This window comes from Streptomyces sp. NPDC101160, assembly GCF_044768205.1.
Lineage (GTDB): Bacteria > Actinomycetota > Actinomycetes > Streptomycetales > Streptomycetaceae > Streptomyces.
Map to the genome: position 1 here is coordinate 328451 of NZ_JBIWPJ010000009.1, position 24256 is coordinate 352706.

Genomic DNA, 24256 nt, shown 5'->3' on the forward strand with positions numbered 1-24256 from the left:
CTTCCGCTGGTCAGGTCAGGCGCGCCCGGTGGCGGCGAGCGTGCGGACGGCGTCCGCGAAGGCGTCGCCCCGCTTGTTGTAGTTGGTGAACATGTCCATCGACGCGCAGGCCGGGGCCAGCAGGACCGTGTCCCCGGGCTGGGCGAGCGCAGCCGCCTCCTGCACCGCCGCGGACATCGCCCCAGTGTCGGTCCGGTCGAGGTCCACCACCGGGACTTCCGGGGCGTGTCGCGTCAGGGCTTCGCGGATCAGCGCGCGGTCCTGGCCGATCAGGACGACGCCACGGAGCCGCTTCGCCGACTTCTGCACCAGCTCGTCGAAGGTCGCGCCCTTGGCGAGGCCGCCGGCGATCCAGACGATCGGGTCGTAGGCCGCCAACGAGGCTTCCGCGGCATGGGTGTTGGTGGCCTTGGAGTCGTCGACGTACGCGACGCCCTCGATCTCCTCGACGAGTTCGATGCGGTGCGGGTCGGGCCGGAAGGCCCGCAGCCCGTCCCGTACGGCCTTCGGCTCGACGCCGAAGGCGCGGGCGAGGGCGGCCGCGGCGAGCGCGTTGGCGATGTTGTGCGGGGCCGGCGGCTGGACGTCGGAGACCTCGGCGAGCTCCTGCGCGTTCTTCTGCCGGTTCTCGACGAAGGCCCGGTCGACGAGGATGCCCTCCACCACGCCGAGCTGCGACGGGCCGGGGGTGCCGAGGGTGAAGCCGATGGCGCGGCAGCCCTCCTCGACGTCGGCCTCGCGGACCAGGTCCTCGGTGACCTGGTCGGCCACGTTGTAGACGCAGGCGACCCGGTTGCCCTCGTAGATGCGGCCCTTGTCGGCGGCGTACGCCTCCATGGAGCCGTGCCAGTCGAGGTGGTCGGGCGCCAGGTTGAGCACGGCGGCCGAGTGGGCGCGCAGGGACGGCGCCCAGTGCAGCTGGTAGCTGGACAGCTCGACCGCGAGGACGTCGTACCGCTCCTCGCCGAGGACGGCGTCGAGCAGGGAGACCCCGATGTTGCCGACGGCGGCCGTCTTCAGGCCGGCCGCCTCCAGGATGGAGGCGAGCATCCGTACGGTCGTGGTCTTGCCGTTGGTGCCGGTGACCGCGAGCCACGGGGCCGCGTCCGGGCCCCGCAGGCGCCAGGCCAGCTCGACGTCGCCCCAGATCTCCACGCCCGCCTCGGCGGCGGCCCGGAAGAGCGGCTTGTCGGGCTGCCAGCCCGGCGCGGTCACGACGAGCTCGGTGCCGGGCGGCAGGGTCGCCCCGTCGCCGAGGCGGACGGTGATGCCTTCCGCCTCCAGCTCGGCCGCCTGGGCCCGGGAGCGCTCGTCGTCGCCGTCGTTGACGACCGTGACGACCGCGCCCAGGCCGTGCAGCGCGCGGGCGGCCGGGATGCCGCTCACGCCCAGTCCGGCGACGGTGACCTTCTTGCCCTGCCAGTCCAGCTGTTCGCTCACTTTTCGGATGCCCATCCCGCGTAGAAGAGGCCCAGGCCGACGATGACGTAGATGCCCTGGATGATCCAGAACCGGACGACGACCAGGACCTCGGACCACCCCTTGAGTTCGAAGTGGTGCTGGAGGGGTGCCATCCGGAAGACGCGCTTGCCCGTCATCTTGAAGGAGCCGACCTGGATGACCACGGACATCGTGATCATCACGAACAGGCCGCCCAGGAGGGCGAGCAGCAGCTCCGTACGGGAGCAGATGGCGAGGCCGGCGAGCGCGCCGCCGAGGGCCAGCGAGCCGGTGTCGCCCATGAAGATCTTGGCGGGTGAGGTGTTCCACCACAGGAAGCCGAAGCAGGCGCCCATCAGCGCGGAGGCGACGACCGCGAGGTCGAGCGGGTCGCGCACCTCGAAGCAGGCGTTCGGGTTCGTCAGGGTCATGGCGTTGGCGCACGACTCCTGGAACTGCCACAGACCGATGAACGTGTAGGCGCCGAAGACCATCACCGACGCGCCGGTGGCCAGGCCGTCCAGACCGTCCGTCAGGTTCACGCCGTTGGACATGGCCAGGATCATGAAGAGCGCCCAGACCACGAAGAGCACCGGGCCGATGGACCAGCCGAAGTCGGCGATGAAGGACAGCCGGGTGGAGGCCGGAGTCAGGCCGCGCAGGTCGGCGAACTGCAGCGAGAGCACGGCGAAGGCGATGCCGACAATCAGCTGGCCGGCCATCTTCGCCTTGGCCCGCAGGCCGAGCGAGCGCTGCTTGACGATCTTGATGTAGTCGTCGAGGAAGCCGACCAGGCCCATGCCGGCCATCAGGAACAGCACCAGGACGCCCGAGTACGTCGGGTCCTCGCCGGTGATGACCTTGGCCAGGGCGTACGCGATGAGGGTGGCCAGGATGAAGGAGATGCCGCCCATGGTGGGCGTGCCCTTCTTCCCGAGGTGGCCGCGCGGGCCGTCGTCGCGGATGAACTGGCCGTATCCCTTGCGGGCGAGCAGCTTGATGAGCAGCGGGGTGCCGATGAGGGTCAGGAAGAGCCCGATGGCCCCCGCGAAGAGGATCTGCCTCATCGGCCGGCGACCTCACCCTCGCCGGTGTTCTCGAGCAGTGCCAGGGCGACCCGCTCCAGACCGACCGACCTGGATGCCTTCACCAGGACGATGTCCCCCGGCCGCAGCTCACTGCGCAGCAGGTCGACCGCCGCCTGCGCGTCGGACACGTGCACCGACTCCTCACCCCACGAACCCTCGTTATAGGCGCCCAGTTGCAGCCAGGACGCTTCCCTGTCCCCGACCGCGACGAGCTTGCTGACGTTGAGCCGGACGGCGAGCCGTCCGACCGCGTCGTGCTCGGCGAGCGACTCGTCGCCGAGCTCGGCCATCTTGCCGAGCACCGCCCACGTACGGGAGCCCCTGGCCTGTGCAGACCTGCCCATGGCCGCGAGCGCGCGCAGAGCGGCTCGCATGGACTCGGGGTTCGCGTTGTAGGCGTCGTTGACGATCGTCACGCCGTCCGGACGCTCGGTGACCTCCATGCGCCAGCGCGACAGGGTGCCTGCCTCGGAGAGCGCGGTGGCGATCTCCTCGGCGGCCATGCCCAGCTCATGGGCGACGGCGGCCGCGGCGAGCGCGTTCGACACGTGGTGCTCACCGTACAGGCGCAAGGTCACGTCACTGCACCCGGTGGGTGTGTGAAGCCTGAAAGAGGGCTGTCCGTTCTCTGTGAGCCGGACATTCTCGGCACGTACGGCCGCTTCGTCCGCTTCTCCGAACAGGGTCACCTTGGCCTTGGTGCGTGCGGCCATGGCGCGTACGAGGGGGTCGTCGGCGTTGAGGACGGCGACGCCGCCGTCCTCGGCGGCCGGCAGCGCCTCGACCAGCTCGCCCTTGGCCTGGGCGATCTGCTCGCGGCCGCCGAACTCGCCGATGTGCGCGGTGCCCACGTTGAGGACGAGGCCGATGCGCGGCGGGGTGAGTCCGGTGAGGTAGCGGATGTGGCCGATTCCGCGCGCGCCCATCTCCAGGACGAGGTGGCGGGTGCCGGCGTCGGCGGTGAGCGCGGTGAGCGGCAGGCCGATCTCGTTGTTGAGGGAGCCGGGGGTCCACACGGTGGGCGCGTGGTGCTGCAGGACCTGGGCGATCAGGTCCTTGGTGGAGGTCTTGCCGGCCGAGCCGGTGAGCGCGACGACATCGGTGCCGAGGCGTTCGACCACGGTACGGGCGAGGGCGCCGAGCGCCGTCTGGACGTCGGCGACGACGATGGCGGGCACGCCGACGGGGCGGGTGGCGAGCACGGCGACCGCGCCGGCCTGGACGGCGCGCTCCGCGTAGTCGTGGCCGTCGACGTTCTCGCCGGCGAAGGCGGCGAAGAGACTGCCGGGCTCGACCGCACGGGAGTCGATGACGACGGAACCGGTGACCTGGAGGGTCGGATCCGGTATGTCGTGCTGCTGCCCGCCGACGATTTCGGCGATCTCGGCGAGGGAGAGGGCGATCACTGCTTCATCCCTGACTGTTCTGGTGACGGTGTGCGTCCTGCCGGCTCTGGCGGTTGAGAATCGCCTCGCGCAGGACCTGACGGTCGTCGAAGGGGCGCACCACGCCTGCGGTCTCCTGGCCCTGTTCGTGGCCCTTGCCGGCGACCAGGACGGTGTCGCCCGGCTCGGCGCGGGCCACGGCGGCGGCGATGGCGGCCGCGCGGTCGGCGTCGACCAGGACCTCGCCGCGCTGGTACGCCGGCACCTCGGCGGCGCCTTCGAGCATCGCGGTGAGGATCGCGAGCGGGTCCTCGGAGCGCGGGTTGTCCGAGGTGAGGACGGCGGTGTCGGCGAGCCGGGCCGCGGCGGCGCCCATCGGGCCGCGTTTGGTGGTGTCGCGGTCGCCGCCGCAGCCGATGACGACGTGCAGCTTGCCGCGGGTGACCTCGCGCAGCGAGCGGAGGACCGATTCGACGGCGTCCGTCTTGTGCGCGTAGTCCACGACGGCGAGGTACGGCTGGCCCGCGTCGACCTTCTCCAGGCGCCCGGGCACGCCGGGGACGGCGGCGACGCCGTCGGCGGCGGTCCGCGGGTCGATCCCGGCGGCGGCGAGGGTGACGATCGCGGCGAGGGTGTTGGCGACGTTGAACGGGCCGGGCAGCGGCGCGGTCGCGGGGAACCGCTCGCCGTCCGGGCCGACGACCGTGAAGGCGGAGTCGGCGGCGCCGGTGACGACGTCCTCGGCGCGCCAGTCGGCGTTCGGGTCCCCGGCGGCGGAGAAGGTGACGACCGGGACGGACGCCTCCTTGGCGAGCCGGCGGCCGTACTCGTCGTCGAGGTTCACCACGCCGCGCCTGCTGCGCTCGGGGGTGAACAGGCGGGCCTTGGCCTGGAAGTAGTCCTCCATGTCGGAGTGGAACTCCATGTGCTCCGGGCTCAGGTTGTTGAAGACGGCGACGTCGAAGACGCAGCCGTCGACCCGGCCGAGCACGAGCGCGTGGCTGGAGACCTCCATGGCGACGGCCTCGACGCCGCGTTCGCGCATGACGGCGAACAGGGCCTGGAGGTCGGTGGCTTCGGGGGTGGTGCGCTCGGACTTGATGCGCTCGTCGCCGATGCGCATCTCGACGGTGCCGACCAGGCCGGTGGCCTTGCCCGCGCCGCGCAGCCCGCCTTCGACGAGGTAGGCGGTGGTGGTCTTGCCCGAGGTGCCGGTGATGCCGATCTGCAGCAGGTCCGCGCCGGGGCGGCCGTAGATCTCGGCGGCCAGCTCGCCCATCCGGCCGCGCGGGTCCTCGACGACCAGGACCGGCAGGCCGGTCGCGGCGGCGCGTTCGGCCCCGGCCGGGTCGGTCAGGACGGCGGCGGCGCCGAGCCCCGCGGCCTGGGCGACGAAGTCGGCCCCGTGCGCGCGGGCGCCGGGCAGGGCCGCGTAGACGTCGCCGGGGCGGACCGCCCGCGAGTCGTGCGTGATGCCCGAGACCTCGACGTCGCTGTCGGAACGGCCGGAGCCGCCGGAGGTCTCGGTGCCGAGCCGCGCGGCGAGCTCGCCCAGGGGTGTGGGGCGGACCCGCTCCGGGCGGGGCGGGGTGGTTCGGTACTGATCAGCGTGTGGCACGGCGGTGAGCGTACCGGGCGCACCCTGCGCAGGGCTAAATCGAGCCGTTGCGTCGCCGGAGTTCGATTTCCGGTTCCCGGAATCTTGGGTGATCGTTCTCACTGGTGCTCCCGGAGTTTCACGCGGTGTTTCACGCGGTGTTACGGCTTTCACGGTCGGAACGTCATGGCTGGAACGTCACCGGGAGCCGGGCGGGCTGGCTGCCGGTCGGCGGGATGTGCAGGGTCTTGAGGGCGAACTCCATCACCTTCTTGTAGATGGGTCCGCAGATCTGGCCGCCGAAGTAGCTGCCCTTGGTGGGGTTCTGGATGGCGCAGTAGACGGCGACACGGGGCTGGTCGGCCGGCGCGAAGCCGGCGAAGGACGCGGTGTAGCCCTTGTAGCGGCCGAGTTCGGGGTCGACGCGGTTGGCGGTGCCGGTCTTGCCGGCCACCCGGTAGCCGGGGATGGCCGCCTTGGTGCCGGTGCCCTCCTCGTCGTCGACGACCGACTCCAGCATCTGCGCCAGGGTCTTGGCGGTCTTCTCGCTGACGACCCGGCTCTCCTTGGGCGCGGGCGCCGGGGTGAAGCGCCCGTCCGGGCCCCTGGTGCCGCGGACCAGAGTCGGCTCGATCCGTACGCCTCCGTTGGCGATGGTCGAGTAGACGGAGGCGGCCTGCATGGCGTTGATCGACAGGCCCTGGCCGAACGGGATCGTGTACTGCTGCGAGGTCGACCAGTCCTGCGGCTTGGCGAGGATGCCGGGGGTCTCGCCCGGGTAGTCGAGCCCGGTGGGGCTGCCGATGCCGAACTTGCGCAGGTAGTCGTAGAGCACCTGGTTCGACTCGGCCTGCGTCTTGCCGAGCTGGCCGGTGGCGAGGATGGTGCCGATGTTGCTGGACCTGGCCAGGACGCCGTTGAGGGTCAGGTACCAGGTGATGTGGTCGACGTCGTCGCTGAACAGGCGGTCGCCGCGGTGCAGCCGGTTGGGCACGGTGACGTGGGTGTCGGGGGCGGCGACGCCCTCCTCCAGGACGGCGGCCATGGACATGACCTTGCTGGTGGAGCCGGGCTCGTAGGCGTCCTGGAGGGCCGCGTTGCCCATGGCGGTGGCGTTGGCCTGGGAGAGGTCGTTGGGGTCGAAGCCGGGGGCGTTGGCCATGGCCAGGACCTCGCCGGTGCGGGTGTCCTGGACGATGACGTAGCCGCGGTCGGCCTTCGACTTGCGGACCTGGTCGGTGATGGCCTGCTGGGCGGCCCACTGGATGTCCCGGTCGATGGTCAGCTCGATGGTCGAGCCGGGGACGGCCGGGGTGCCCTGGGAGCCCACCGTGGGCACCCGGCGCCCGCCGGACTGGGCGAAGCGGATCTTGCCGTCCTGGCCGGCCAGCTCCTTGTCGAGCATGGACTCGAGGCCGCCGGCGCCGCGGCCCTCGGCGTTGACGTAGCCCAGTATCCCGGCGGCCAGCTCCCTGTTCGGGTACACCCGCTTGGTGACCGGCTCGCTGAGGATGCCGCCGAGGAGATTGACGCCGTTGCCGCCGTGGGCGGGCGCGGCCTTCTGCTCGTAGACCTTCTTCAGGTCCTTGATCTGGTTCCAGACCTGCGGGGTCTGCTTGCGGGCGAGCACCGTGTAGCGGGACTTGGGGGTGCGCAGCTTCTTCGCGAGCTCGGCCGGCTCCTTGCCGAGGATCGGCGCGAGCAGCGCCGCCGCCTGCTCCGGGGCGTCGGCGAGCCTGGACTCCTCGGGGGTGAAGAGCTTGGGGTCGGCGGTGATGTCGTACGCGTCGACGCTGGCGGCCAGCGCGATGCCGGCCCGGTCGGTGATCTCACCGCGGTCGGCGGTGAGGGTGTATTCGAGGTAGCGGTGCTTCTCCGCCTTGGCGGCGTAGGCGGCGGCGTCCACCGCCTGCACCTGGAGCAGCCGCACCACGAAGACCAGCATGACCAGGGTCAGGCCCAGGGAGATCAGCCGCAGCCGGGGCTTGGGGCTGCCGAGCCGGATCGTGCGCGCCTTCGCGGCGGGCCGGGCGGCGGGCCGGCGGGGCGGGGCGGACCGCTGGGCGGGGCGGCGGTCCGGACGGCGCGGCTGTGCGGGCCGGGCGGGGCCGGGGACACGGCGGCGCGGAGGCTCCTGGAAGGGCACGGGTCACCTGCCGGAGGTCGTCGGGGCGGTCGGGGTGCCGGCGGGGGTGGCCTGGGTCCCGGTCGGAGTGCCGGTCCGGGCGCCGGTCGCGGACGGCTTCGGCGTGCCGGTCGCCCCCGTGGCCGGGGCCTGCGTGGCGGGCGGGGCGGGCGGCGGGGTCGGCCGCGGCGAGGGCTTCGGGGAGACGGCCACCGTGGGCACGCCCCGTACCCGGCCGTCGGGGTCCAGGAAGACGGGGCTGCCGCCGGGCACCATGCCGAGCTCGCGGGCGCGCCGCTCCAGGGCGTCGGGGGCGGCGCTGTCGTCGACGTCCCGCTGCAGGGCCTGTTCCTCGTCGGTGAGCTCGGTGGTCTTCTTCTTCAGCTCGCTGAGCTTGAACGAGCCCTGGTTGAGGGCGGAGTTGAGCATCAGGAGCGTGATCAGACCGCCGCCGAGCAGCAGCACGACGAGCAGGACGAAGGGGGTGCGGGCCGCGGTGCTCGGCCCGGACGGCATGAGCCTGCCGAGCCTTGCGGCCCGCCCCTTCAAAGGCCCCTTCTGGCTCACTGCTCCACGTCCTCCCTGATCCGCTCCGCACCCCTGAGACGAGCGGGGGCCGCGCGGCGGTTCTCGGCGATCTCCTGCTCGGTGGGGAGCTCGGCGCCGCGGGTGAGGAGCTTCAGGCGGGGCTGGTACTGCTCGGGCACGACGGGGAGGCCGGGCGGCGCGGTGGTCGCGGCGCCCGCCGCGAAGACCTGCTTGACCAGCCGGTCCTCCAGGGAGTGGTACGAGAGGACCGCGATCCGCCCGCCCACGGCGAGCGCCTTCACGGCCGCCGGGATCGCCCGCTCCAGGACCGACAGCTCACCGTTGACCTCGATCCGCAGCGCCTGGAAGGTGCGCTTGGCCGGGTTGCCGCCGGTGCGCTTGGCGGCCTGCGGCAGCGCGTCGCGAATCAGTTCGACCAGTCGGGCGCTGTTGGTGAAGGGCTCCTTCTCGCGCTCGCGCACGATCGCCGAGACGATCCGCTTGGCCTGCTTCTCCTCGCCGTAGGCGCGCAGGATGCGGACCAGCTCGCCGGCCGGGTAGGTGTTGAGGACCTCGGCCGCGCTCATGCCGGTCGTCTGGTCCATGCGCATGTCGAGCGGGGCGTCCTGCGCGTAGGCGAAGCCGCGGTCGGCCTCGTCCAGCTGCATGGAGGAGACGCCCAGGTCGAAGAGGACGCCGTCGACGCGCGGGATGCCGAGCCGGGCCAGGACCTCGGGCAGCTCGTCGTAGACGGCGTGCACGAGGGTGGCGCGCTCCCCGTACGGGGCGAGCCGCTCGCCGGAGAGGCGCAGCGCCTCCTTGTCGCGGTCGAGCGCGACGAGCCGCGCCTCCGGGAACCGCTGGAGCAGCGCCTCGCTGTGCCCGCCGAGGCCGAGGGTGCAGTCGACGACGACGGCGCCGGGGCGTTCCAGGGCGGGGGCCAACATGTCCAGGCACCGCTGGAGCATCACCGGGACATGTCGGTCGTTGCTCAAAGCGCCCTCTCAGATCCGGCGGAGACAGGTACCACCGGCGAGCGGAAGGGGGCCGAGCCGTAGGTACCGCCGCACTTACGGGGAGAAACGGCGGAAATCGCTCGATGTCTCCGTGAACTTCGCGCCACTTTAGTCCACCGGACCCCCCGGTCAACCAACCGGCTGGCGCGTCGCGCGCTCCGGCGCGCGGGGAGGTTCGTTTCGCGGGATTCACCCGGACGGCCCCGTTTCCCGCCTCCTGTGGGTTCGCTCACAACAAGGTTCTATGACTGTCTTTGTCCGACCTCACAGCAGGCCTGACCGCTCGATGACCATTACCTTCGGAGACATGTCGACCTCTGCGCACCCCTCTGCCGACGCGATACACACCGAGGACTCGGTCATCGACCGCTTCGTCCAGGCCAATGCGCGTTACGCCGCCGACTTCGCCGACCCCGGAATGGACGCCCGGCCCGTGCGCCGGGTGGCCGTGGTCGCCTGCATGGACGCCCGTCTCGACCTGCACGCCGCCCTCGGCCTCGAGCTCGGCGACTGTCACACCATCCGCAACGCGGGCGGTGTCGTCACCGACGACGTGATCCGCTCCCTCACCATCAGCCAGCGGGCGCTCGGCACCCGCAGCGTGATGCTGGTGCACCACACCAACTGCGGCCTCGAATCGCTCACCGAGGACTTCCGGCACGAGCTGGAGGACGAGGTCGGTCAGCGCCCGGCCTGGGCCGTGGAGGCGTTCCGGGACGTCGACCAGGACGTCCGCCAGTCCATGCAGCGGGTGCGCACCTCCCCGTTCCTGCCGCACACCTCCGACGTCCGCGGTTTCGTCTTCGACGTGACGTCGGGTCTGCTGCGCGAGATCGACCCGGTCGAGCAGGCGTAGCGCAAGGGCTGCAACTGACGGAGCCGAGCAGACGATTCACTCCGCCACAAGCCCTCAAACCCCGGCAATTCGCCCGCAGTTATCCACAGGTGGGCCGGGGGCGAGTGACACGACCCGCTCGCGGCAACAAGAATGCACGCGTGACACCCCCCGGCCGACGCGCCGGGGGCAGGTGTCTGTGCTGCGAAAGGGCCGAGGAGGGCCGGGTGACGACCTATGACGATCGAGCGAGCCTCGCTGATCTGACCACCACAGCGGAGCGGATCCGCCGGTCGGTGGAGGGTGTGATCGAGGGCAAGCCCGAGGTCGTACGTCTTGCGCTGACCGTACTGCTCGCCGAGGGACACCTCCTGATCGAGGACGTCCCCGGCGTGGGCAAGACCATGCTGGCCAAGACGCTGGCCCGGTCCATCGACTGCTCGGTCCGCCGCATCCAGTTCACGCCCGACCTGCTGCCGTCGGACGTCACCGGTGTGTCGATCTTCGACCAGCAGCGGCACGAGTTCGAGTTCAAGCCGGGCGCGATCTTCGCCCAGATCGTCATCGGCGACGAGATCAACCGGGCCTCCCCCAAGACCCAGTCCGCGCTCCTGGAGTCCATGGAGGAGCGCCAGGTCACGGTCGACGGCCAGACCTACGAGCTGCCCAGCCCCTTCATGGTGGTCGCCACCCAGAACCCGGTGGAGATGGAGGGCACCTACCCGCTGCCCGAGGCCCAGCGCGACCGATTCATGGCCAAGGTCTCCATGGGCTACCCGAGCCCCGAGGCCGAGCTGAAGATGCTCGACGTGCACGGCGCCGTCTCCCCGCTCGACGACCTCCAGCCGGTCGCGCACGCCCATGACGTGCTCAAGCTGGTCGAGGCCGTGCGCGCGGTGCACGTCGCCGACGCCGTCCGGCGGTACGCGGTGGACCTGGTCGCCGCCACCCGCACCCACCCCGAGCTGCGGCTCGGCGCCTCCCCGCGCGCCACGCTGCACCTGCTGCGGGCCGCGAAGGCGTCCGCCGCGCTCAGCGGCCGGGAGTACGTGCTGCCCGACGACCTCCAGGCGCTCGCCGCCCCGGTGCTCGCCCACCGCCTGCTGCCCACCGCGCAGGCGCAGCTCAGCCGCCGCACCGCCGAGCAGGTCGTGCTCGACATCCTCCAGCGCACCCCCGTCCCGGCCGCCGCGCCGCCCGCGCCGCACGCCGCACCGCTCTACGGCCAGCACCAGCCCGGCGCCCGGCGGCTGTGATGGACACCGCCGCTCCGCAGGCCCCGCAGGGGTATCCGCCCCAGGGCGGCGAGGGGCAGCGGGAGGACGGCGACCGGGGCGGCCTGCGGGCCGCCCTGGCCGGGCTCACCACCCGCGGCCGGTCCTTCCTGGCCGCCGGGATCGCCGCCGCCGCCTGCGCCTACGTACTCGGCCAGTCCGACCTGCTGCGCGTCGGACTGCTGCTCGCCGTGCTCCCGCTGCTCTGCGTCCTCGTGCTGCACCGCACCCGCTACCGGGTGGCGGGCAGCCGCCGGCTCGCCCCGCAGCGGGTCGAGACCGGCACCGAGGCCCGCGTGCACCTGCGCGTCGACAACGTGTCCCGGGTGCCCACCGGCCTGCTCATGCTCCAGGACCACGTGCCCTACATGCTGGGCCCGCGGCCCCGCTTCGTGCTCGACCGGGTCGAGGCGGGCGGCCGCCGCGAGGTGTCCTACCGGGTCCGCTCCGACCTGCGCGGCCGCTTCCCGCTCGGCCCGCTCCAGCTGCGGCTCAGCGACCCCTTCGGGATGTGCGAGCTGACCCGCTCCTTCAGTACCCACGACAACCTCACGGTCATCCCCCGCACCGAACCGCTGCCGCCGGTCAAGCTCGGCGGCGAGTCCTCCGGATACGGCGACGGACAGCACCGGGCCCTCGCGCTCGCCGGGGACGACGACATCATTCCGCGCGCCTACCGGCACGGCGACGACCTGCGCCGGGTCCACTGGCGCTCCACCGCCCGCTACGGCGAGCTGATGGTGCGCCGCGAGGAGCAGCCGCAGCGCGCCCGCTGCACGGTGCTGCTCGACACCCGGGACGTGGCCTACGAGGGCGGCGGACCCGACTCGGCCTTCGAATGGGCCGTCTCCGGCGCCGCCTCCGTGCTCACGCACATGCTGGAGCGCGGCTTCTCGGTGCGGCTGCTCACCGACACCGGCAGCACGGTGCCCGGCGAGGGGGCCGAGGGCTTCGCCGGCGGCGGGCGCTCCGTCGAAGGCGGCGCCGAGGCCGGCGGGCTGCTCCTGGACACCCTCGCGGTCGTCGACCACTCCGACGGCGCCGGCCTCTCCCGGGCGTACGACGTGCTGCGCGGCGGCCACGAGGGACTGCTCGTGGCCTTCCTCGGCGACCTCGACGAGGAGCAGGCCGCGCTCACCGCCCGGATGCGGCAGCGGCACGGCACCGCCGTGGCGTTCGTGCTCGACTCCGGGACCTGGCTGACCGGCGGCGCCGTCGCCGGCGCGGTCGAGGACCGGGTGCGCCGGCTGCGGGAGGCCGGCTGGCAGGCGTTCGCCGTGGCGCCCGGCGCCCGGCTCGCCGAACTGTGGCAGCTCGCCGGCGGGGCCTCGGCCCAGACGCCCGCGGGCGAGACGTACGGAGGCTGGTCATGAGCGGGCGCGGGCGGCTGACGCTTGCGGCCTTCGGCGCGACGCTGGCCGCGTCCGCCGCGCTGCTGCCGCTGGTGAAGCCGGCGGACTGGATCCTCACGGCGGTCGTCGTGGTCGGCCTGCAGAGCGCCGTCGGCCTGCTGACCCGGCGGGTGCCGCTGGCGCGACCGCTGACGATCGCCGCCCAGGCGCTCGTCACCCTGCTCGCGCTCACCGTGGCCTTCGCCCACGAGCAGGCGATCCTCGGCATCGTGCCGGGCCCGGACGTCCTCGCCTCCTTCGGGAGCCTCTTCCAGGCCGGCGTGAACGACGTCGGCACGTACGCGATCCCGGCGCCGAACACGGCCGGCATCCGGCTGCTCCTGGTCACCGGCGTCGCGGTGATCGGCCTGCTCGTGGACACGCTCGCGGTGACCTTCCGCAGCGCGGCCCCGGCGGGACTGCCGCTGCTCGCCCTGTACTCGGTGGCGGCGGGACTCTCCGGCGGCGGCGCGGGCGGACTGCTCTTCCTGCTCGCCGCGGCCGGTTATCTGCTGCTGCTCCTGGCCGAGGGCCGGGACCGGCTCTCCCAGTGGGGCCGGGTCTTCGGCGGCGGCCGGGGCGAGGGCTCCGGCAAGGGCGGGCCGGCGTTCGCGCCGGTCCGCACCGGGCGGCGGATCGGCGCGGTCGCCCTGGGCGTCGCGCTCGTGGTGCCGTTCGCGCTGCCCGGACTCAGCGGCGGCTTCCTCGGCGGCGGCGAGGGCGAGGGCTCCGGCAAGGGCAAGGGGGGCACGATCTCGGCGGTGAACCCGCTGGTCTCGCTCCAGAACAACCTGCGCCAGCCCGAGAACCGCGAGGTCCTGCGCTACCGCACCAACGCTCTCGACACCAGCGGCCTCTATCTGCGACTCGTCGCCCTCGACCAGTTCGACGGCACCGCCTGGAAGTCCTCGGTCCGCCCGATCCAGGACGTGCCGGAGAACCTGCCCTGGCCCGACGGCCTCTCCCAGCAGGTCCCCGTCTCGGAGGTCACCACCAACCTGGTCGCCTCCACGGCGTACGAGCAGAAGTGGCTGCCGATGCCGTATCCGGCGGCGCGGGTCTCCATCAGCGGCGGCTGGCGGTACGAGCCGGCCGGCCGGATGCTCGTCGGCGACAACGGGCAGAACACCAAGGGCGCCCGGTACACCGTGACCAGCCTGGACGTGCGGCCCTCGGCCGAGCAGCTGGCGACGGCCCCGGCCGCGCCGGACGCGCTGCGCCGTGAGTACACCCGGGTCCCGGCCTCGCTGCCGGCGGACGTCCGCGCCACGGCCGAGAAGGTCACCCGCGGGGCGCGCAACGACTACGAGCGGGCGGTGCGGCTGCAGGACTGGTTCGCCCGGGACGGCGGCTTCCGCTACGACGTGGACGTCAAGTCCGGCACCGGTGTCGAGGCGATCTCCCGCTTCCTGAAGGACAAGGAGGGATTCTGCGTCCACTTCTCCTTCTCGATGGCGGCGATGGCCCGCTCCCTGGGCATCCCGGCCCGGGTCGCCGTCGGCTTCATGCCGGGCACCCCGCAGAGCGACGGCTCGGTCTCGGTCGGCATCCGGGACGCGCACGCGTGGCCCGAGCTGTACTTCGAGGGGGCCGGCTGGACGCGCTTCGAGCCGACGCCGTCGCGCGGTTCGATCCCCGAGTACACCCGTGAGCAGTCCTCCGGCGGCGCGGCCACCCCGTCCGCCCAGCCCTCGGCCGGACAGACCGCCCAGCCCTCCGCGGCGCCCAGCGCCCAGGAGAGCTGCCCGCCGCAGTCCAGGCGGCTCGGCGAGTGCGGCCCGGACAAGGCGGCGGGCGCGGCGCTCCCGGCCGACGACGGCTTCCCCTGGGCGCGGCTGCTCCTGGTGACCCTGGGCGTGCTCCTGGTCCTCGGCCTCCTGCTGCTGCCGCTCCTGTGGCGCACCCGCGTCCGGGCCCGCCGGCTCGGCCCCCCGGGCGACGTCCTCGCCGTCTGGCGCGAGATCAACGACACCGCCTGGGACTACGGGATCGCCCCGGACGACTCCCGCACCCCGCGCAGGACCGCGGCGCGCATCGTCACCCTGGGCGAACTCCCCGCCGACGCGGCCGACGCCCTCCACCGCGCGGCCCGCGCGGTGGAGGAAACCCTCTACGCCCCCCGCCCCCGGACCGGTCCCGCCCTCTCCCCCGAGGCGGTCACCGTACGCCGCGCCCTCCACACCGCGGCCTCCCGCCGCACCCGCCTCCGAGCGGTCCTGCTGCCGAGGTCGGGCTCGCGGGTGGTCTGGGCGACACGGGAATGGTGGACGCGGGTCGCAGGAGCGTGGTCGCTGCGCGTGAGAACGCTGGTGCGGAGGCCGTCGTAGAGGGCGTCACCGGGCGACGCCCAAGAGCCCGGCCTGTGTGAGCCGCCGCCCCCGCCCACCGGGGGCGGGGCTGGGCCCGGCCCCGGAAACACGAGTGGGCCCGCACCGGTTGGTGCGGGCCCACTCGTGTCGACGTCTCAGCGAGGCTCGGACCGCCTCAGTGATGGCCGCCCTGCTGCTCGTCGCGCCGGCGCTGCCAGCGTTCTTCGATACGGGTCATCATCGAGCGGCGCTGCCGGGCGCGAGGGCCGCCCGCGGCGGCTCCGCGCAGGTGTTCGCCCGGCTTGGGGGCCTTGCGCCAGCCGGTGACCGCCAGGACCGCACAGCCCAGCATGACGAGGAAACCCACCACGCTGATCCAGATCTGCTGGGCGACCATTCCGGCCATGAGGAGCGCGATACCCACCAGGAAGCCGACGACTGCCTGGTAGACCCGTCGCCGGGTGTACGTACGCAGTCCGCTTCCCTCGAGCGCTGTCGCGAACTTGGGATCTTCGGCGTACAGCGCTCGCTCCATCTGCTCGAGCATTCGCTGCTCGTGCTCCGAGAGCGGCACGGAGTCCTCCTAGTCGTCGGTCGCGGGGGCGACCGGTTTGCGGCCCTTTCAGGATAGGCAGGGAATCGCCCCCGTGAAACCCGCCCTCAATGCCAAATCGCCAATCCGGGCCGCCATGCGGATCGGATGCTGAGGCGTTGATTCCCCGGCCCCCAGTCCGTCATGCCGGATGGTGTCTTCCGATCATACGGGGACAAGTCCCCGTTCGGCGGGGCTGTGGCGTACTCCATCCGCCGCTGCGCCGCTGATCAGCGGGTACTCCGGTGCACCGGGGCCGGGGCCCCGGTGCACGGCCGTGCGAGTGGCGCTCGTCGCGCGCGTGACCGGTGGGGTCAGGCGTGCTTCGTGCCCAGGACGTGGAGCTGGGTGGCGATCGCCTGGAAGGACGGCAGCTCGGCGGCCGCGGCCTCCAGGCGGAGCAGGGCCTCGGCGGCGCCGGGCTCGGTGTCGACGAGGACGCCGGGCACGAGGTCGGCGAAGACCCGTACGCCGTGCACGGCGCCGACGTCGAGGCCGGCGTCGGCGGCGAGGCCGGTGAGCTGGTCGGCGGTGAAGCGCCGCGGCACCGGGTCGCCGGCGCCCCAGCGCCCGTCCGGGTCGCTCAGCGCGTTCCGCGCCTCGGTGAAGTGGCCGGCGAGCGCGCGGGCCAGGACGGCGCCGCCGAGGCCGGCGGCGAGCAGGCTGAGGCTGCCGCCGGGCCGCAGCGCGGCGGCCGCGTTGCGCACGCCCTCGGCCGGGTCGTCCACGTACTCCAGGACGCCGTGGCACAGGACGGTGTCGAAGCCCTCGCGGTCGACGACGTCGAAGAGCCCGCGGATGTCGCCCTGGACGCCGGTGACCCGGTCGGCGACCCCGGCCTCGGCGGCGCGCCGCTCCAGGGCGAAGAGCGCGTTGGGGCTGGGGTCGACGACGGTGACCCGGTGGCCGAGGCGGGCCACCGGGACCGCGAAGTTGCCGGAGCCGCCGCCCGTGTCGAGGACATCGAGGCCGTCCTGCCCGGTGGCCTTGACCCGGCGGTCGAGGGCGTCTTTGAGGACGTCCCAGACGACGGCGGTGCGCAGGGAGGCACGCGACGGGCGCGAGGTCGCCTCTCGACCGGAGACAGCGGAAGGGTCCGACACGGCTGTTGACTCCTCGGTGACGGTGGCTTACTCCCCCACCCTATGGCCTGAGGCGTGCTGCGCCGATCATCCCGTGGCCTCCTCGGCGCCGGGCTGCCTCGGCAGCACCGGCTGGAGCGCGAGCAGTCGCTCCACCAGGCGGAGGAAGAGGGCGGCGTCGCGGAGCAGGTCGTCGGCGTCGCGGCGGCTGGCGGCGCCGGTGATGCCCGCCTCGGCGCGGGCCCGGCGCTCGGCGCCGGAGGCGAAGAGGGCGCTCCATTCGGTGAGCTCGGGCGCTATCTCCGGGAGCACCTCCCAGGCGCTGCGGATACGGGCCCGCCTGCGCGGGTCCCGCTCGGGCCGGCCACGGGCGGCGAGCACGGCGGCGGCGGTGCGCAGGGCGGCGAGGTGCGCGGTGGCGTACCGCTCGTTGGGCACGTCGAGCGCGGCGGCCTCGTCGAGTCCGGCCCTGGCCTTGGCGAGCAGGTCGAGGGCGGCGGGCGGGGCCGAGGCGCGGCGCGGGACGGGGTGGATGTCGGACGCGGGTCCGAGCTGGGCGGGGGCAGGGCGACTTCCGGTGTGGCGCCGGGGCGTGGCTGCGGCGGGGTTGCCGGCCATGACGAGCCTCCTGTCGTCGGGTGACGGCGCTGTGGCCGTATGTGCTCATCGTGCACGGCACCACTGACAATCGCGCTGACCTGGGGTTTTGCCAGGAGGCCAACTCGGCGGTAACTTTTGAACTGACTGGTCAGTTCAAAAGAGGGGGGATGGTGGAAGCGAACCACGGCGCCGCCGTCGTCGCGGACGGATTCGGACTGAAGGGCCCGCGCGGCTGGGCGTTCCAGGGGATCGGCTTCGAGGCCGCCCCCGGCAGCCTCGTCGCCATCGAGGGCCCCTCCGGCTCGGGCCGCACCTGCCTGTTGCTCGCGCTCACCGGCCGGATGAAGGCCCAGGAGGGCCGTGCCGAGGTGGCCGGGCTGCCGCTGCCCCGCAAGATGGCGGCCGTGCGCCGGATCAGCGCGCTCGGCCCCGTCCCCGGAGTCAGCGACCTGGACCCGGCCCTGACCGTCGCCGAGCACCTGCGCGAGCGGGCCCTGCTCCAGCGCCGCTTCGACGGTTCCCTCAAGGCCCTGCTGCGCCCGCCGGCCGAGCGCCGCGCCGCCGCGAAGGCCCGGATCGACGGGGCCCTGGCCGCCGCCGGACTCGATCTCGCGACCCTGCCGAAGGGCGACCGCACCTCCGTACGCGATCTGGAACGCCTGGAGGCGCTGCGTCTGTCGATCGCGCTCGCCCTCATCGGCGAGCCCCGGCTGCTCGCCCTGGACGACGCCGACCTCAAGCTCTCGGACGCCGACCGCGCCGAGGCCTGGGACCTGCTGCGGTCCCTCGCCGCGGCCGGCACCACCGTCCTCGCCGTCTGCAGCGAGGCCCCCGAGGACGCCCTGAAGGTCTCCACGGCCCCCGCCCCGAGGCGCACCAAGCCGGCGGAGCCGGCCGGGCCCGCGAAGACCGAGCCCACGACGGCCGAGCCCACGAAGACCGAGCCCGCGACGGCCGAGGCCACGAAGACCGAACCGGCCGACGCCGCCACCGAAAACGACACGAAGTCCGAGAAGGGGGAGTCCGGTGCGCTCGCACAAGCTCGCCGCGCTTGAGCTGAAGCGGTTCGGCAGGGGGAAGCTGCCGCGGGCCGCGCTCGTCGCCATCCTGCTGCTGCCGCTGCTGTACGGCGCGCTGTACCTGTGGTCGTTCTGGGACCCGTACAGCAGGCTCGACAAGATCCCCGTGGCCCTCGTCAACGAGGACAGGGGCGCCACCGCCGGCGGCCAGAAGATCACCGCGGGCGCCGACATCACCAAGAAGCTGCGCGACAGCGCCGTCTTCGAGTGGCACGAGGTGAGCGACGCCGAGGCCCGCGCGGGCGTCGAGGACGGCACGTACTACCTGTCCCTGACGATGCCCGCCGACTTCAGCGAGCGGATCGCCTCCAGCTCCGGCGACTCCCCCGAGACCGGCGCCCTGAAGGTCCGTACGAACGACGCCAACAACTACATCGTCGGCTCGATCTCCCGCACGGTCTTCTCCGAGGTGCGCGCCGCCGCCTCCACCAACTCCTCGCGCAAGTTCCTCGACAAGATCTTCATCTCCTTCTCCGACCTGCACGACGCCACCGCCGACGCGGCCAAGGGCGCCGGTGACCTCAAGGAGGGCGTCGACAAGGCGAAGGCCGGCTCCAAGAGCCTGGCCGACGGCCTGAAGGACGCCAAGAAGGGCAGCGGCCAGCTGGCCGGCGGCATCCGGAAGCTCGACAAGGGCGCCAAGGACCTGGAGAGCGGTTCCCGCCAGGTCGCCAACGGCACCCAGCAGCTCGCCGACAAGGTGAACGGCACCGCCGACAAGGTCCGCCCCTACCTCGCGAACAACGGCAAGTCGATCCGCGACACCGCCCGCCTCGTGTCCGACTCGGCGACCGCCGTCCGGCACAACCTGGACGACCTGGTCCGTCGGGCCCCGATCGCCCGCAGCGCCGCCCACAAGGCCGACGCGGACCTGTCCGCGTACTACCGGAAGCAGTGCGTGGGCAACCTGCTCGCCGACGCCAAGGGCTGCGAGCTGCTCAAGAAGGCGTCGGTCACCGCCGGCGACGTCTCGAAGATCGCCGACGACCTGAACGAGCTGACCAAGGACAGCAACGGCGACCTGAAGACCCTCGACGCCCGGCTCGCCAAGCTGAAGAAGGACGCCGACGAGCTGGCCCGGCGCGCCCCGCACCTGGACCAGGACGTCGAGGGCGCCATCAAGAAGATCAACGAGCTGAACGCGGGCGCCCACAAGGTCGCCGACGGCGCCGACCGGCTGCACACCGGCCTCACCAGCGCCCGTTCCGGCTCGGCCGGCCTCGACACCGGCGTCGGCAAGCTGAAGAAGGGCGCCGGTCAGCTCGACGGCGGTCTGTTCAAGCTGGCGGACGGCTCGGGCCAGCTGGCCACCGGCCTCAAGGACGGCGTCGACAAGATCCCCGACTACGACAAGCAGGACCGCGACCGCCGCACCGAGGTGATGGCCGACCCGGTCAAGCTGGCCGCCCAGTCGATGCACAAGGCGCCGAACTACGGCACCGGCTTCGCGCCGTACTTCATCCCGCTCTCCCTCTGGGTCGGCGCGATGGTCGCGTACATGCTGATCCAGCCGCTCAACAGGCGCGCTCTGGCCGCCGGCGCCTCCGCCTGGCGGATCGCGCTCGCGGGCTGGCTGCCGGTCGCCGCGATCGGCGTGCTCCAGGTGGCCGCCCTGATGTCCGTGCTGCACTGGGGCCTCGGCCTGCAGATGGCCAGGGCCGCCGGCACCGTCGGCTTCCTCGCCCTGGTGACCTGCTGCTTCGCCGCCATCATCCAGTGGCTCAACGCCCGCTTCGGCGCGGCCGGCCGCATCCTGGTGCTCGCGGTCCTGATGCTCCAGCTCACCTCGGCGGGCGGCACCTACCCCGTCCAGACCAGCCCGGGCTTCTTCAACGCCATCCACCCCTACCTGCCGATGACGTACGTGATCGAGGCGCTGCGCCGGCTCATCACCGGCGGCCCCCTCGGCCCGGTCTGGCAGGCGGTCGCCGTGCTCACCGCCTTCACGCTCGGCGCGCTCGCGCTGACCGCGGTCTCCGCCCGGCGCAAGCAGGTATGGACCTTCGACCGGCTCCACCCCGAACTGTCCCTGTAAGAGGACAGTCTCTGTGAGAAGACCGGTCTCTGTGAGAATCGAGCCCATGGACAGCAGCAGCACCAGACGGCAGGCCACCCGCGCCAAGCTCTACGAAGCGGCCGTCACCCTCATCGCGGAGCAGGGCTTCTCGGCGACCACGGTCGACGAGATCGCCGAGCGGGCCGGGGTGGCCAAGGGCACCGTCTACTACAACTTCAAGAGCAAGACGGAGCTCTTCGAGGAGCTGCTGCGGCACGGCGTGTCCCTCCTCGCCGCCTCCCTGCGGACGGCGGCCGAGGAGACCGCCGCGCGGGGCGGCACCCGGATCGAGGCGCTGGACGCGATGATCCGGGCCGGCCTGGTCTTCATCCAGCGCTACCCGGCCTTCACCCAGCTGTACGTGGCGGAGCTGTGGCGCACCGGACGGGCCTGGAACTCGACCCTCCTGGTGGTCCGTCAGGAGGCCGTCGCCGTCGTCGAGAACGTGCTGCGCGAGGGCGTGGCGGCGGGTGAGTTCAGCGACGAGATCGACGTGCAGCTGACGGCGTCCGCGCTGGTCGGCATGGTCCTGGTGGCCGCACTCGACTGGCAGGCCTTCCAGAGCGAACGCTCTCTGGACGACGTGCACTCCGCGCTCTCGCGGCTGCTGCACGGGCGCGTGCACGGCTGCTGAGCCCGGCGGCCCGCCGAGCCGGGCGGCCCGCGAACGCAGGAGACGCCGGTCCGGCGAGGCTCGATCCCCCCGAGCCTCGCCGGACCGGCGTCGTTTCACAGCGGCAGGCGCGCGGCGCCGTTCCGCCGCCCCGTGTCGGCGGTGCCGGAGCCGCGCCCCTTCCGTGCGGTCCACTCTCCCTTCCGCGCAGGTCACAGCCCATCCGCGCACCTACTCATCTCGGCCTCTAGGTACGCGTACTCAGGGCTGGCTACGATCGCGGACGTGTCCGTACTTCCCCTGGTCTTCACCAGCGGCTGGGCGAGCGGGATCAACGCCTACGCCGTGGTCCTGCTGCTCGGCGTGCTCGGCGCGACCGGGCTCACCGACGAGGTGCCCGAGGCGCTGCAGCGGCCCGACGTGCTGATCGCCGCCGGGCTGCTGTTCCTGTGCGAGGCGGTCGCGGACAAGATCCCGTACGTCGACTCCGTCTGGGACTCCGTCCACACGGTGATCCGGCCGGTCGGCGGGGCGGTGGTGGCCGCGCTGCTCGCCGGGCAGTCGGGTTCGCTGCCCGAGCTGGCGGCGGGCGCGGTCGGCGGCTCGACGGCGCTGCTGAGCCACGCCGTGAAGGCGGGGACGCGGATGGCGGTCAACACCTCGCCGGAGCCGTTCTCCAACATCGTCCTGTCCACGGCGGAGGACCTCGGCGTGGCCGGTCTGGTCGCGCTGGCGCTCTTCCATCCGGTCGCGGCGGCGAGCGTCGCCGCCGCCCTGCTCGTCCTCGGCCTGGCGACGGTGGGCTTCCTCGTCCACCGGATCCGCCGCTTCCGGCGCCGCCGGGCCCAGCGCCGGGCGGAGAAGCGGCTCGGGGCACAGGCGGTCCGGCCACCTTCCGGGTGAGGTGTCAGTGGCGGCCGATAAGGTCCCTTGCATGGCACGGATTGTGGTGATCGGCGCGGGACTCGGCGCCATGGCGGCCGCCGCCCGGCTCGCGGTGGCGGGCCATCGGGTGACGGTGTACGAGATCAACTCGACGTACGGCGGCGGGGTGCGCCGGCTGGAGCGCGACGGCTTCGGCTTCGACACCGGCCCGGGGCTGCTCCATCTGCCGGCCGTGTACCGCGATCTGTTCGTGAAGACCGGCAAGCGGCCGCTCGAGGAGTGCGTGACGCTCACCCAGGTCGATCCGGCGAGCCGTCATGTCTTCGCCGACGGCACGACGGTCGATCTGCCGAACGCCTCGCGGGCGGGCACCGTCGCCGCCCTGGACGCGGCGCTCGGCGCGGGCGCGGGCGAGCGCTGGGGCGAGTTCCTGGTGCGGGCCCGCGAGGCGTGGGACCGCACCCGGCGCCCGCTCCTGGAGGAGCCGCAGGCCGCGGACACCTCGGCGCTCGGCCGGGAGCCGTATCCGGCGGTCAAGGCGGGCCTGCTGCGCCGCCCGACGACCACGCTCGCCCAGATCGGCGCCCGCGAGCTGCGCGACCCGCGGCTCGCCGCGCTCCTCGACTCGTACGCGTGGGGGTACGGCTTCGACCCGGCCACCGCCCCCGCCTCGGCGGCCGTGCTGCCGTACATGGAGCAGACCTTCGGCAGCTGGTACGTGGCCGGTGGCATCCGGGCGCTCGCGGACGCGGTGTACGAGCGGTGCCTGGAGCGGCGGGTGGAGTTCGTCTTCGACACCGAGGTCACCGACGTGCTGCGGGAGCACGGCCGGGCGGTCGGGCTGAAGCTGGCGGGCGGCGAGACCGTGCTCGCGGATCACGTCGTCGCGGGCGCGCCCGTGCCGATGCTCTATCAGGAGCAGCTGGTCGGCTGGGAGCGGCAGGACGAGTGGCCGCACTTCCAGCCGGTGCGGACGGGCCGGGTGACGGTCTGTCTGGCGCTGCGCGGCGCCCGGGAGTCCGGCGCCGTCCACCGCACGGTGGTGCACGCGACCGGCGCCCTGCCGACCGTGACGGTGCTGCGGCCCGACGACCCGGCGCTGCGGCCGGACGACGCGCACGAGTCGGTGACGGTCACGGCGACGGAGGGCGTCCTGTCGTCCTGGGACGAGTTCGCGGAGCACATGCTGGTGCAGGCCGAGATGGTGGTGCCCGACCTGCGCGAGCGGCTGCTGTGGCGGGAGGTCCGCACCCCGGACGACACGCTCCTGGAGACGGGCGCGGCCGAGGTGCCGGGGCCGGCCCTGGCCGGGGACCGCGGCCGCTGGCTGCCGGCGGCGAACGTGTCGCCGGTCCCCGGGCTCTATTTCGTCGGCGGCTGGTCGCACCCGGGAGGCGGGCTGGCGCACGCCGGCATGTCGGGCGCGCTGGTGGCCGGTCTGATCGTGGAGGGCGCGGACTTCCGCGGCTCGCAGTGACCGCCCGGCCCGTCGCGGCCGGGGGTCAGTAGCGGTACTGCTGGTCCTCGCCGTATCCGTACGGCTGCTGGTGCTGGTGCTGGTGCGGGTCCGGGTGCTGCTGGTCGGTGTCGCGCTGCTGCGGCACCCAGATGCCGCCGGGCGGGGTGTCGTAGGTGTACGAGGGGGCGTACGGGTCGGCGTACGGCTGCTGGTAGACGCCGTACTGCTGGCCGGGGTCCGCGTACTGCTGCCCGGCGTCCGCGTACTGCTGGCCGATGTACGGGTCCGAGTAGGCCGCGTACTGCTGCTGGGCCTCGGCGCCGTAGTCGTACGCGGGCTGCTGCTCGTACCCGGTGGCGTAGGGGTCGGCGTACTGCGGCTGCTGCTCGTACGAGGTGCCGTAGACGGCGTACTGGCCGGTGTCCTCGGGGATCGGCTGCGGCTCGTACACGGCCGTGGTCTCGGCGGCGGCCAGGCCTTCCTCAGCGGCGGCGGAGTCGGCCGGGTCGGCGGAGTCCGCCGGCTCGTACGAGAGGTCGGTGACCTCCAGCGTCGGACCGGTCCGGTCCGCGGACGGCCTGGAGCGGCGGCGCCGGCTGGCGCCCGGGCGGCCGCCGAGGGCCCAGCCGGTGGAGAAGCCGCGCCGGAAGGAGAGGGTCACATAGGTCTGGCCGACGGCGAAGGCGACGGCGCCGAGGACGATGACGACCACGGACGGCAGCAGCACGCCGAGCACCACGCCGAGGAAGCCGCCGAAGGCGAGCAGCCGCCAGCGCAGCCGCGCCTTGTACTGCAGCAGCACCTCACCGAGAAGCCACAGCGCCACGACACCGAACGCGATGTAGAGGACCGTCCACCCCATGCCCGCCCCTCTCCTACGGCCTCCGCCGCGGGTAGGGGCG

At 73.1% G+C, this 24256-nt stretch carries 20 protein-coding genes; 9 read left to right on the forward strand and 11 right to left on the reverse strand.

Annotated elements, in window-relative coordinates; all coding sequences use genetic code 11:
* Nucleotides 1-15: 15 nt before the first annotated feature.
* The 7 genes from murD to rsmH form a co-directional block, all read right to left on the reverse strand.
* The gene (murD, locus tag ACIRSU_RS29345) at nt 16-1455 is read right to left on the reverse strand and encodes a UDP-N-acetylmuramoyl-L-alanine--D-glutamate ligase (RefSeq protein ID WP_403798287.1); all 1440 of its coding nucleotides are present in this window, start codon (nt 1453-1455) and stop codon (nt 16-18) included.
* On the reverse strand, nt 1437-2507 hold the full coding sequence (gene mraY, locus ACIRSU_RS29350; protein WP_403798289.1) for a phospho-N-acetylmuramoyl-pentapeptide-transferase: 1071 nt from the start codon (nt 2505-2507) through the stop codon (nt 1437-1439). Before mraY ends, murD begins: the two co-directional genes overlap by 19 nt.
* A complete protein-coding gene (gene murF / locus ACIRSU_RS29355; RefSeq protein ID WP_403798292.1) occupies nt 2504-3934 on the reverse strand; it encodes a UDP-N-acetylmuramoyl-tripeptide--D-alanyl-D-alanine ligase in 1431 nt (476 codons plus the stop codon). Before murF ends, mraY begins: the two co-directional genes overlap by 4 nt.
* A gap of 4 nt (nt 3935-3938) precedes the next feature.
* Entirely contained in the window at nt 3939-5633 is a 1695-nt protein-coding gene (locus ACIRSU_RS29360; protein WP_403798295.1) for a UDP-N-acetylmuramoyl-L-alanyl-D-glutamate--2,6-diaminopimelate ligase, read from the reverse strand.
* Between the two features lie 61 nt (nt 5634-5694).
* On the reverse strand, nt 5695-7656 hold the full coding sequence (locus ACIRSU_RS29365; RefSeq protein WP_403798298.1) for a peptidoglycan D,D-transpeptidase FtsI family protein: 1962 nt from the start codon (nt 7654-7656) through the stop codon (nt 5695-5697).
* A gap of 3 nt (nt 7657-7659) precedes the next feature.
* The gene (locus tag ACIRSU_RS29370) at nt 7660-8151 is read right to left on the reverse strand and encodes a septum formation initiator family protein (protein WP_403798301.1); all 492 of its coding nucleotides are present in this window, start codon (nt 8149-8151) and stop codon (nt 7660-7662) included.
* Between the two features lie 47 nt (nt 8152-8198).
* The gene (rsmH, locus tag ACIRSU_RS29375) at nt 8199-9158 is read right to left on the reverse strand and encodes a 16S rRNA (cytosine(1402)-N(4))-methyltransferase RsmH (protein ID WP_403798304.1); all 960 of its coding nucleotides are present in this window, start codon (nt 9156-9158) and stop codon (nt 8199-8201) included.
* A 328-nt stretch (nt 9159-9486) separates the two neighbouring features.
* On the opposite strand from rsmH, the gene ACIRSU_RS29380 reads away from it, so the two are divergent.
* The 4 genes from ACIRSU_RS29380 (at nt 9487) to ACIRSU_RS29395 (ending at nt 15006) form a co-directional block, all read left to right on the forward strand.
* Nucleotides 9487-10035 (forward strand): beta-class carbonic anhydrase, encoded by a 549-nt coding sequence (locus ACIRSU_RS29380; protein WP_403798307.1) that lies wholly within the window; start codon nt 9487-9489, stop codon nt 10033-10035.
* Between the two features lie 206 nt (nt 10036-10241).
* The gene (locus tag ACIRSU_RS29385) at nt 10242-11270 is read left to right on the forward strand and encodes an AAA family ATPase (protein WP_403798310.1); all 1029 of its coding nucleotides are present in this window, start codon (nt 10242-10244) and stop codon (nt 11268-11270) included.
* The gene (locus ACIRSU_RS29390; RefSeq protein WP_403798313.1) at nt 11270-12661 is read left to right on the forward strand and encodes a DUF58 domain-containing protein; all 1392 of its coding nucleotides are present in this window, start codon (nt 11270-11272) and stop codon (nt 12659-12661) included. The genes ACIRSU_RS29385 and ACIRSU_RS29390 overlap by 1 nt, the downstream gene beginning before the upstream one ends.
* The gene (locus ACIRSU_RS29395) at nt 12658-15006 is read left to right on the forward strand and encodes a transglutaminaseTgpA domain-containing protein (protein WP_403798316.1); all 2349 of its coding nucleotides are present in this window, start codon (nt 12658-12660) and stop codon (nt 15004-15006) included. The genes ACIRSU_RS29390 and ACIRSU_RS29395 overlap by 4 nt, the downstream gene beginning before the upstream one ends.
* Nucleotides 15007-15163: 157 nt before the next feature.
* Here the strand turns inward: ACIRSU_RS29395 and ACIRSU_RS29400 are convergent, their stop codons facing one another.
* The 3 genes from ACIRSU_RS29400 to ACIRSU_RS29410 form a co-directional block, all read right to left on the reverse strand.
* Nucleotides 15164-15562, reverse strand: a complete 399-nt coding sequence (locus ACIRSU_RS29400) for a DUF3040 domain-containing protein (protein WP_403798318.1) — start codon at nt 15560-15562, stop codon at nt 15164-15166.
* A 332-nt stretch (nt 15563-15894) separates the two neighbouring features.
* Nucleotides 15895-16683, reverse strand: a complete 789-nt coding sequence (locus tag ACIRSU_RS29405) for a class I SAM-dependent methyltransferase (RefSeq protein WP_403798321.1) — start codon at nt 16681-16683, stop codon at nt 15895-15897.
* Nucleotides 16684-16749: 66 nt separating this feature from the next.
* A complete protein-coding gene (locus tag ACIRSU_RS29410; protein WP_403798324.1) occupies nt 16750-17280 on the reverse strand; it encodes an SAV_6107 family HEPN domain-containing protein in 531 nt (176 codons plus the stop codon).
* 149 nt (nt 17281-17429) lie between these two features.
* Between ACIRSU_RS29410 and ACIRSU_RS29415 the strand changes: the two genes are divergently transcribed.
* The 5 genes from ACIRSU_RS29415 (at nt 17430) to ACIRSU_RS29435 (ending at nt 23372) form a co-directional block, all read left to right on the forward strand.
* A complete protein-coding gene (locus tag ACIRSU_RS29415; protein ID WP_403798327.1) occupies nt 17430-18317 on the forward strand; it encodes an ATP-binding cassette domain-containing protein in 888 nt (295 codons plus the stop codon).
* A complete protein-coding gene (locus ACIRSU_RS29420) occupies nt 18289-20376 on the forward strand; it encodes a YhgE/Pip family protein (RefSeq protein ID WP_403798329.1) in 2088 nt (695 codons plus the stop codon). Before ACIRSU_RS29415 ends, ACIRSU_RS29420 begins: the two co-directional genes overlap by 29 nt.
* 46 nt (nt 20377-20422) lie before the next feature.
* Nucleotides 20423-21031 carry a TetR/AcrR family transcriptional regulator gene (locus ACIRSU_RS29425; RefSeq protein WP_403798332.1) on the forward strand — a complete coding sequence of 203 codons (609 nt, stop codon included), beginning with the start codon at nt 20423-20425 and terminating at the stop codon, nt 21029-21031.
* Between the two features lie 264 nt (nt 21032-21295).
* The gene (locus tag ACIRSU_RS29430) at nt 21296-21913 is read left to right on the forward strand and encodes a DUF4126 domain-containing protein (RefSeq protein ID WP_403798334.1); all 618 of its coding nucleotides are present in this window, start codon (nt 21296-21298) and stop codon (nt 21911-21913) included.
* Nucleotides 21914-21944: 31 nt separating this feature from the next.
* Entirely contained in the window at nt 21945-23372 is a 1428-nt protein-coding gene (locus ACIRSU_RS29435; protein ID WP_403798337.1) for a phytoene desaturase family protein, read from the forward strand.
* A 25-nt stretch (nt 23373-23397) separates the two neighbouring features.
* On the opposite strand, the gene ACIRSU_RS29440 is transcribed toward ACIRSU_RS29435, so the two are convergent.
* Nucleotides 23398-24216: a hypothetical protein gene (locus ACIRSU_RS29440; protein WP_403798340.1), complete on the reverse strand. Its 819-nt coding sequence runs from the start codon at nt 24214-24216 to the stop codon at nt 23398-23400.
* Nucleotides 24217-24256 lie beyond the last annotated feature (40 nt).

What these genes read in the sequence shown, in the direction of transcription:
- murD (WP_403798287.1), bottom strand. Translation starts at nt 1,455, where the DNA reads ATGGGCATCCGAAAAGTGAGCGAACAGCTGGACTGGCAGGGCAAGAAG.
- mraY (WP_403798289.1), bottom strand. Translation starts at nt 2,507, where the DNA reads ATGAGGCAGATCCTCTTCGCGGGGGCCATCGGGCTCTTCCTGACCCTC.
- ACIRSU_RS29370 (WP_403798301.1), bottom strand. Translation starts at nt 8,151, where the DNA reads ATGCCGTCCGGGCCGAGCACCGCGGCCCGCACCCCCTTCGTCCTGCTC.
- ACIRSU_RS29380 (WP_403798307.1), top strand. Translation starts at nt 9,487, where the DNA reads ATGTCGACCTCTGCGCACCCCTCTGCCGACGCGATACACACCGAGGAC.
- ACIRSU_RS29390 (WP_403798313.1), top strand. Translation starts at nt 11,270, where the DNA reads ATGGACACCGCCGCTCCGCAGGCCCCGCAGGGGTATCCGCCCCAGGGC.
- ACIRSU_RS29395 (WP_403798316.1), top strand. Translation starts at nt 12,658, where the DNA reads ATGAGCGGGCGCGGGCGGCTGACGCTTGCGGCCTTCGGCGCGACGCTG.
- ACIRSU_RS29410 (WP_403798324.1), bottom strand. Translation starts at nt 17,280, where the DNA reads ATGGCCGGCAACCCCGCCGCAGCCACGCCCCGGCGCCACACCGGAAGT.
- ACIRSU_RS29415 (WP_403798327.1), top strand. Translation starts at nt 17,430, where the DNA reads ATGGTGGAAGCGAACCACGGCGCCGCCGTCGTCGCGGACGGATTCGGA.
- ACIRSU_RS29425 (WP_403798332.1), top strand. Translation starts at nt 20,423, where the DNA reads ATGGACAGCAGCAGCACCAGACGGCAGGCCACCCGCGCCAAGCTCTAC.
- ACIRSU_RS29435 (WP_403798337.1), top strand. Translation starts at nt 21,945, where the DNA reads ATGGCACGGATTGTGGTGATCGGCGCGGGACTCGGCGCCATGGCGGCC.
- ACIRSU_RS29440 (WP_403798340.1), bottom strand. Translation starts at nt 24,216, where the DNA reads ATGGGGTGGACGGTCCTCTACATCGCGTTCGGTGTCGTGGCGCTGTGG.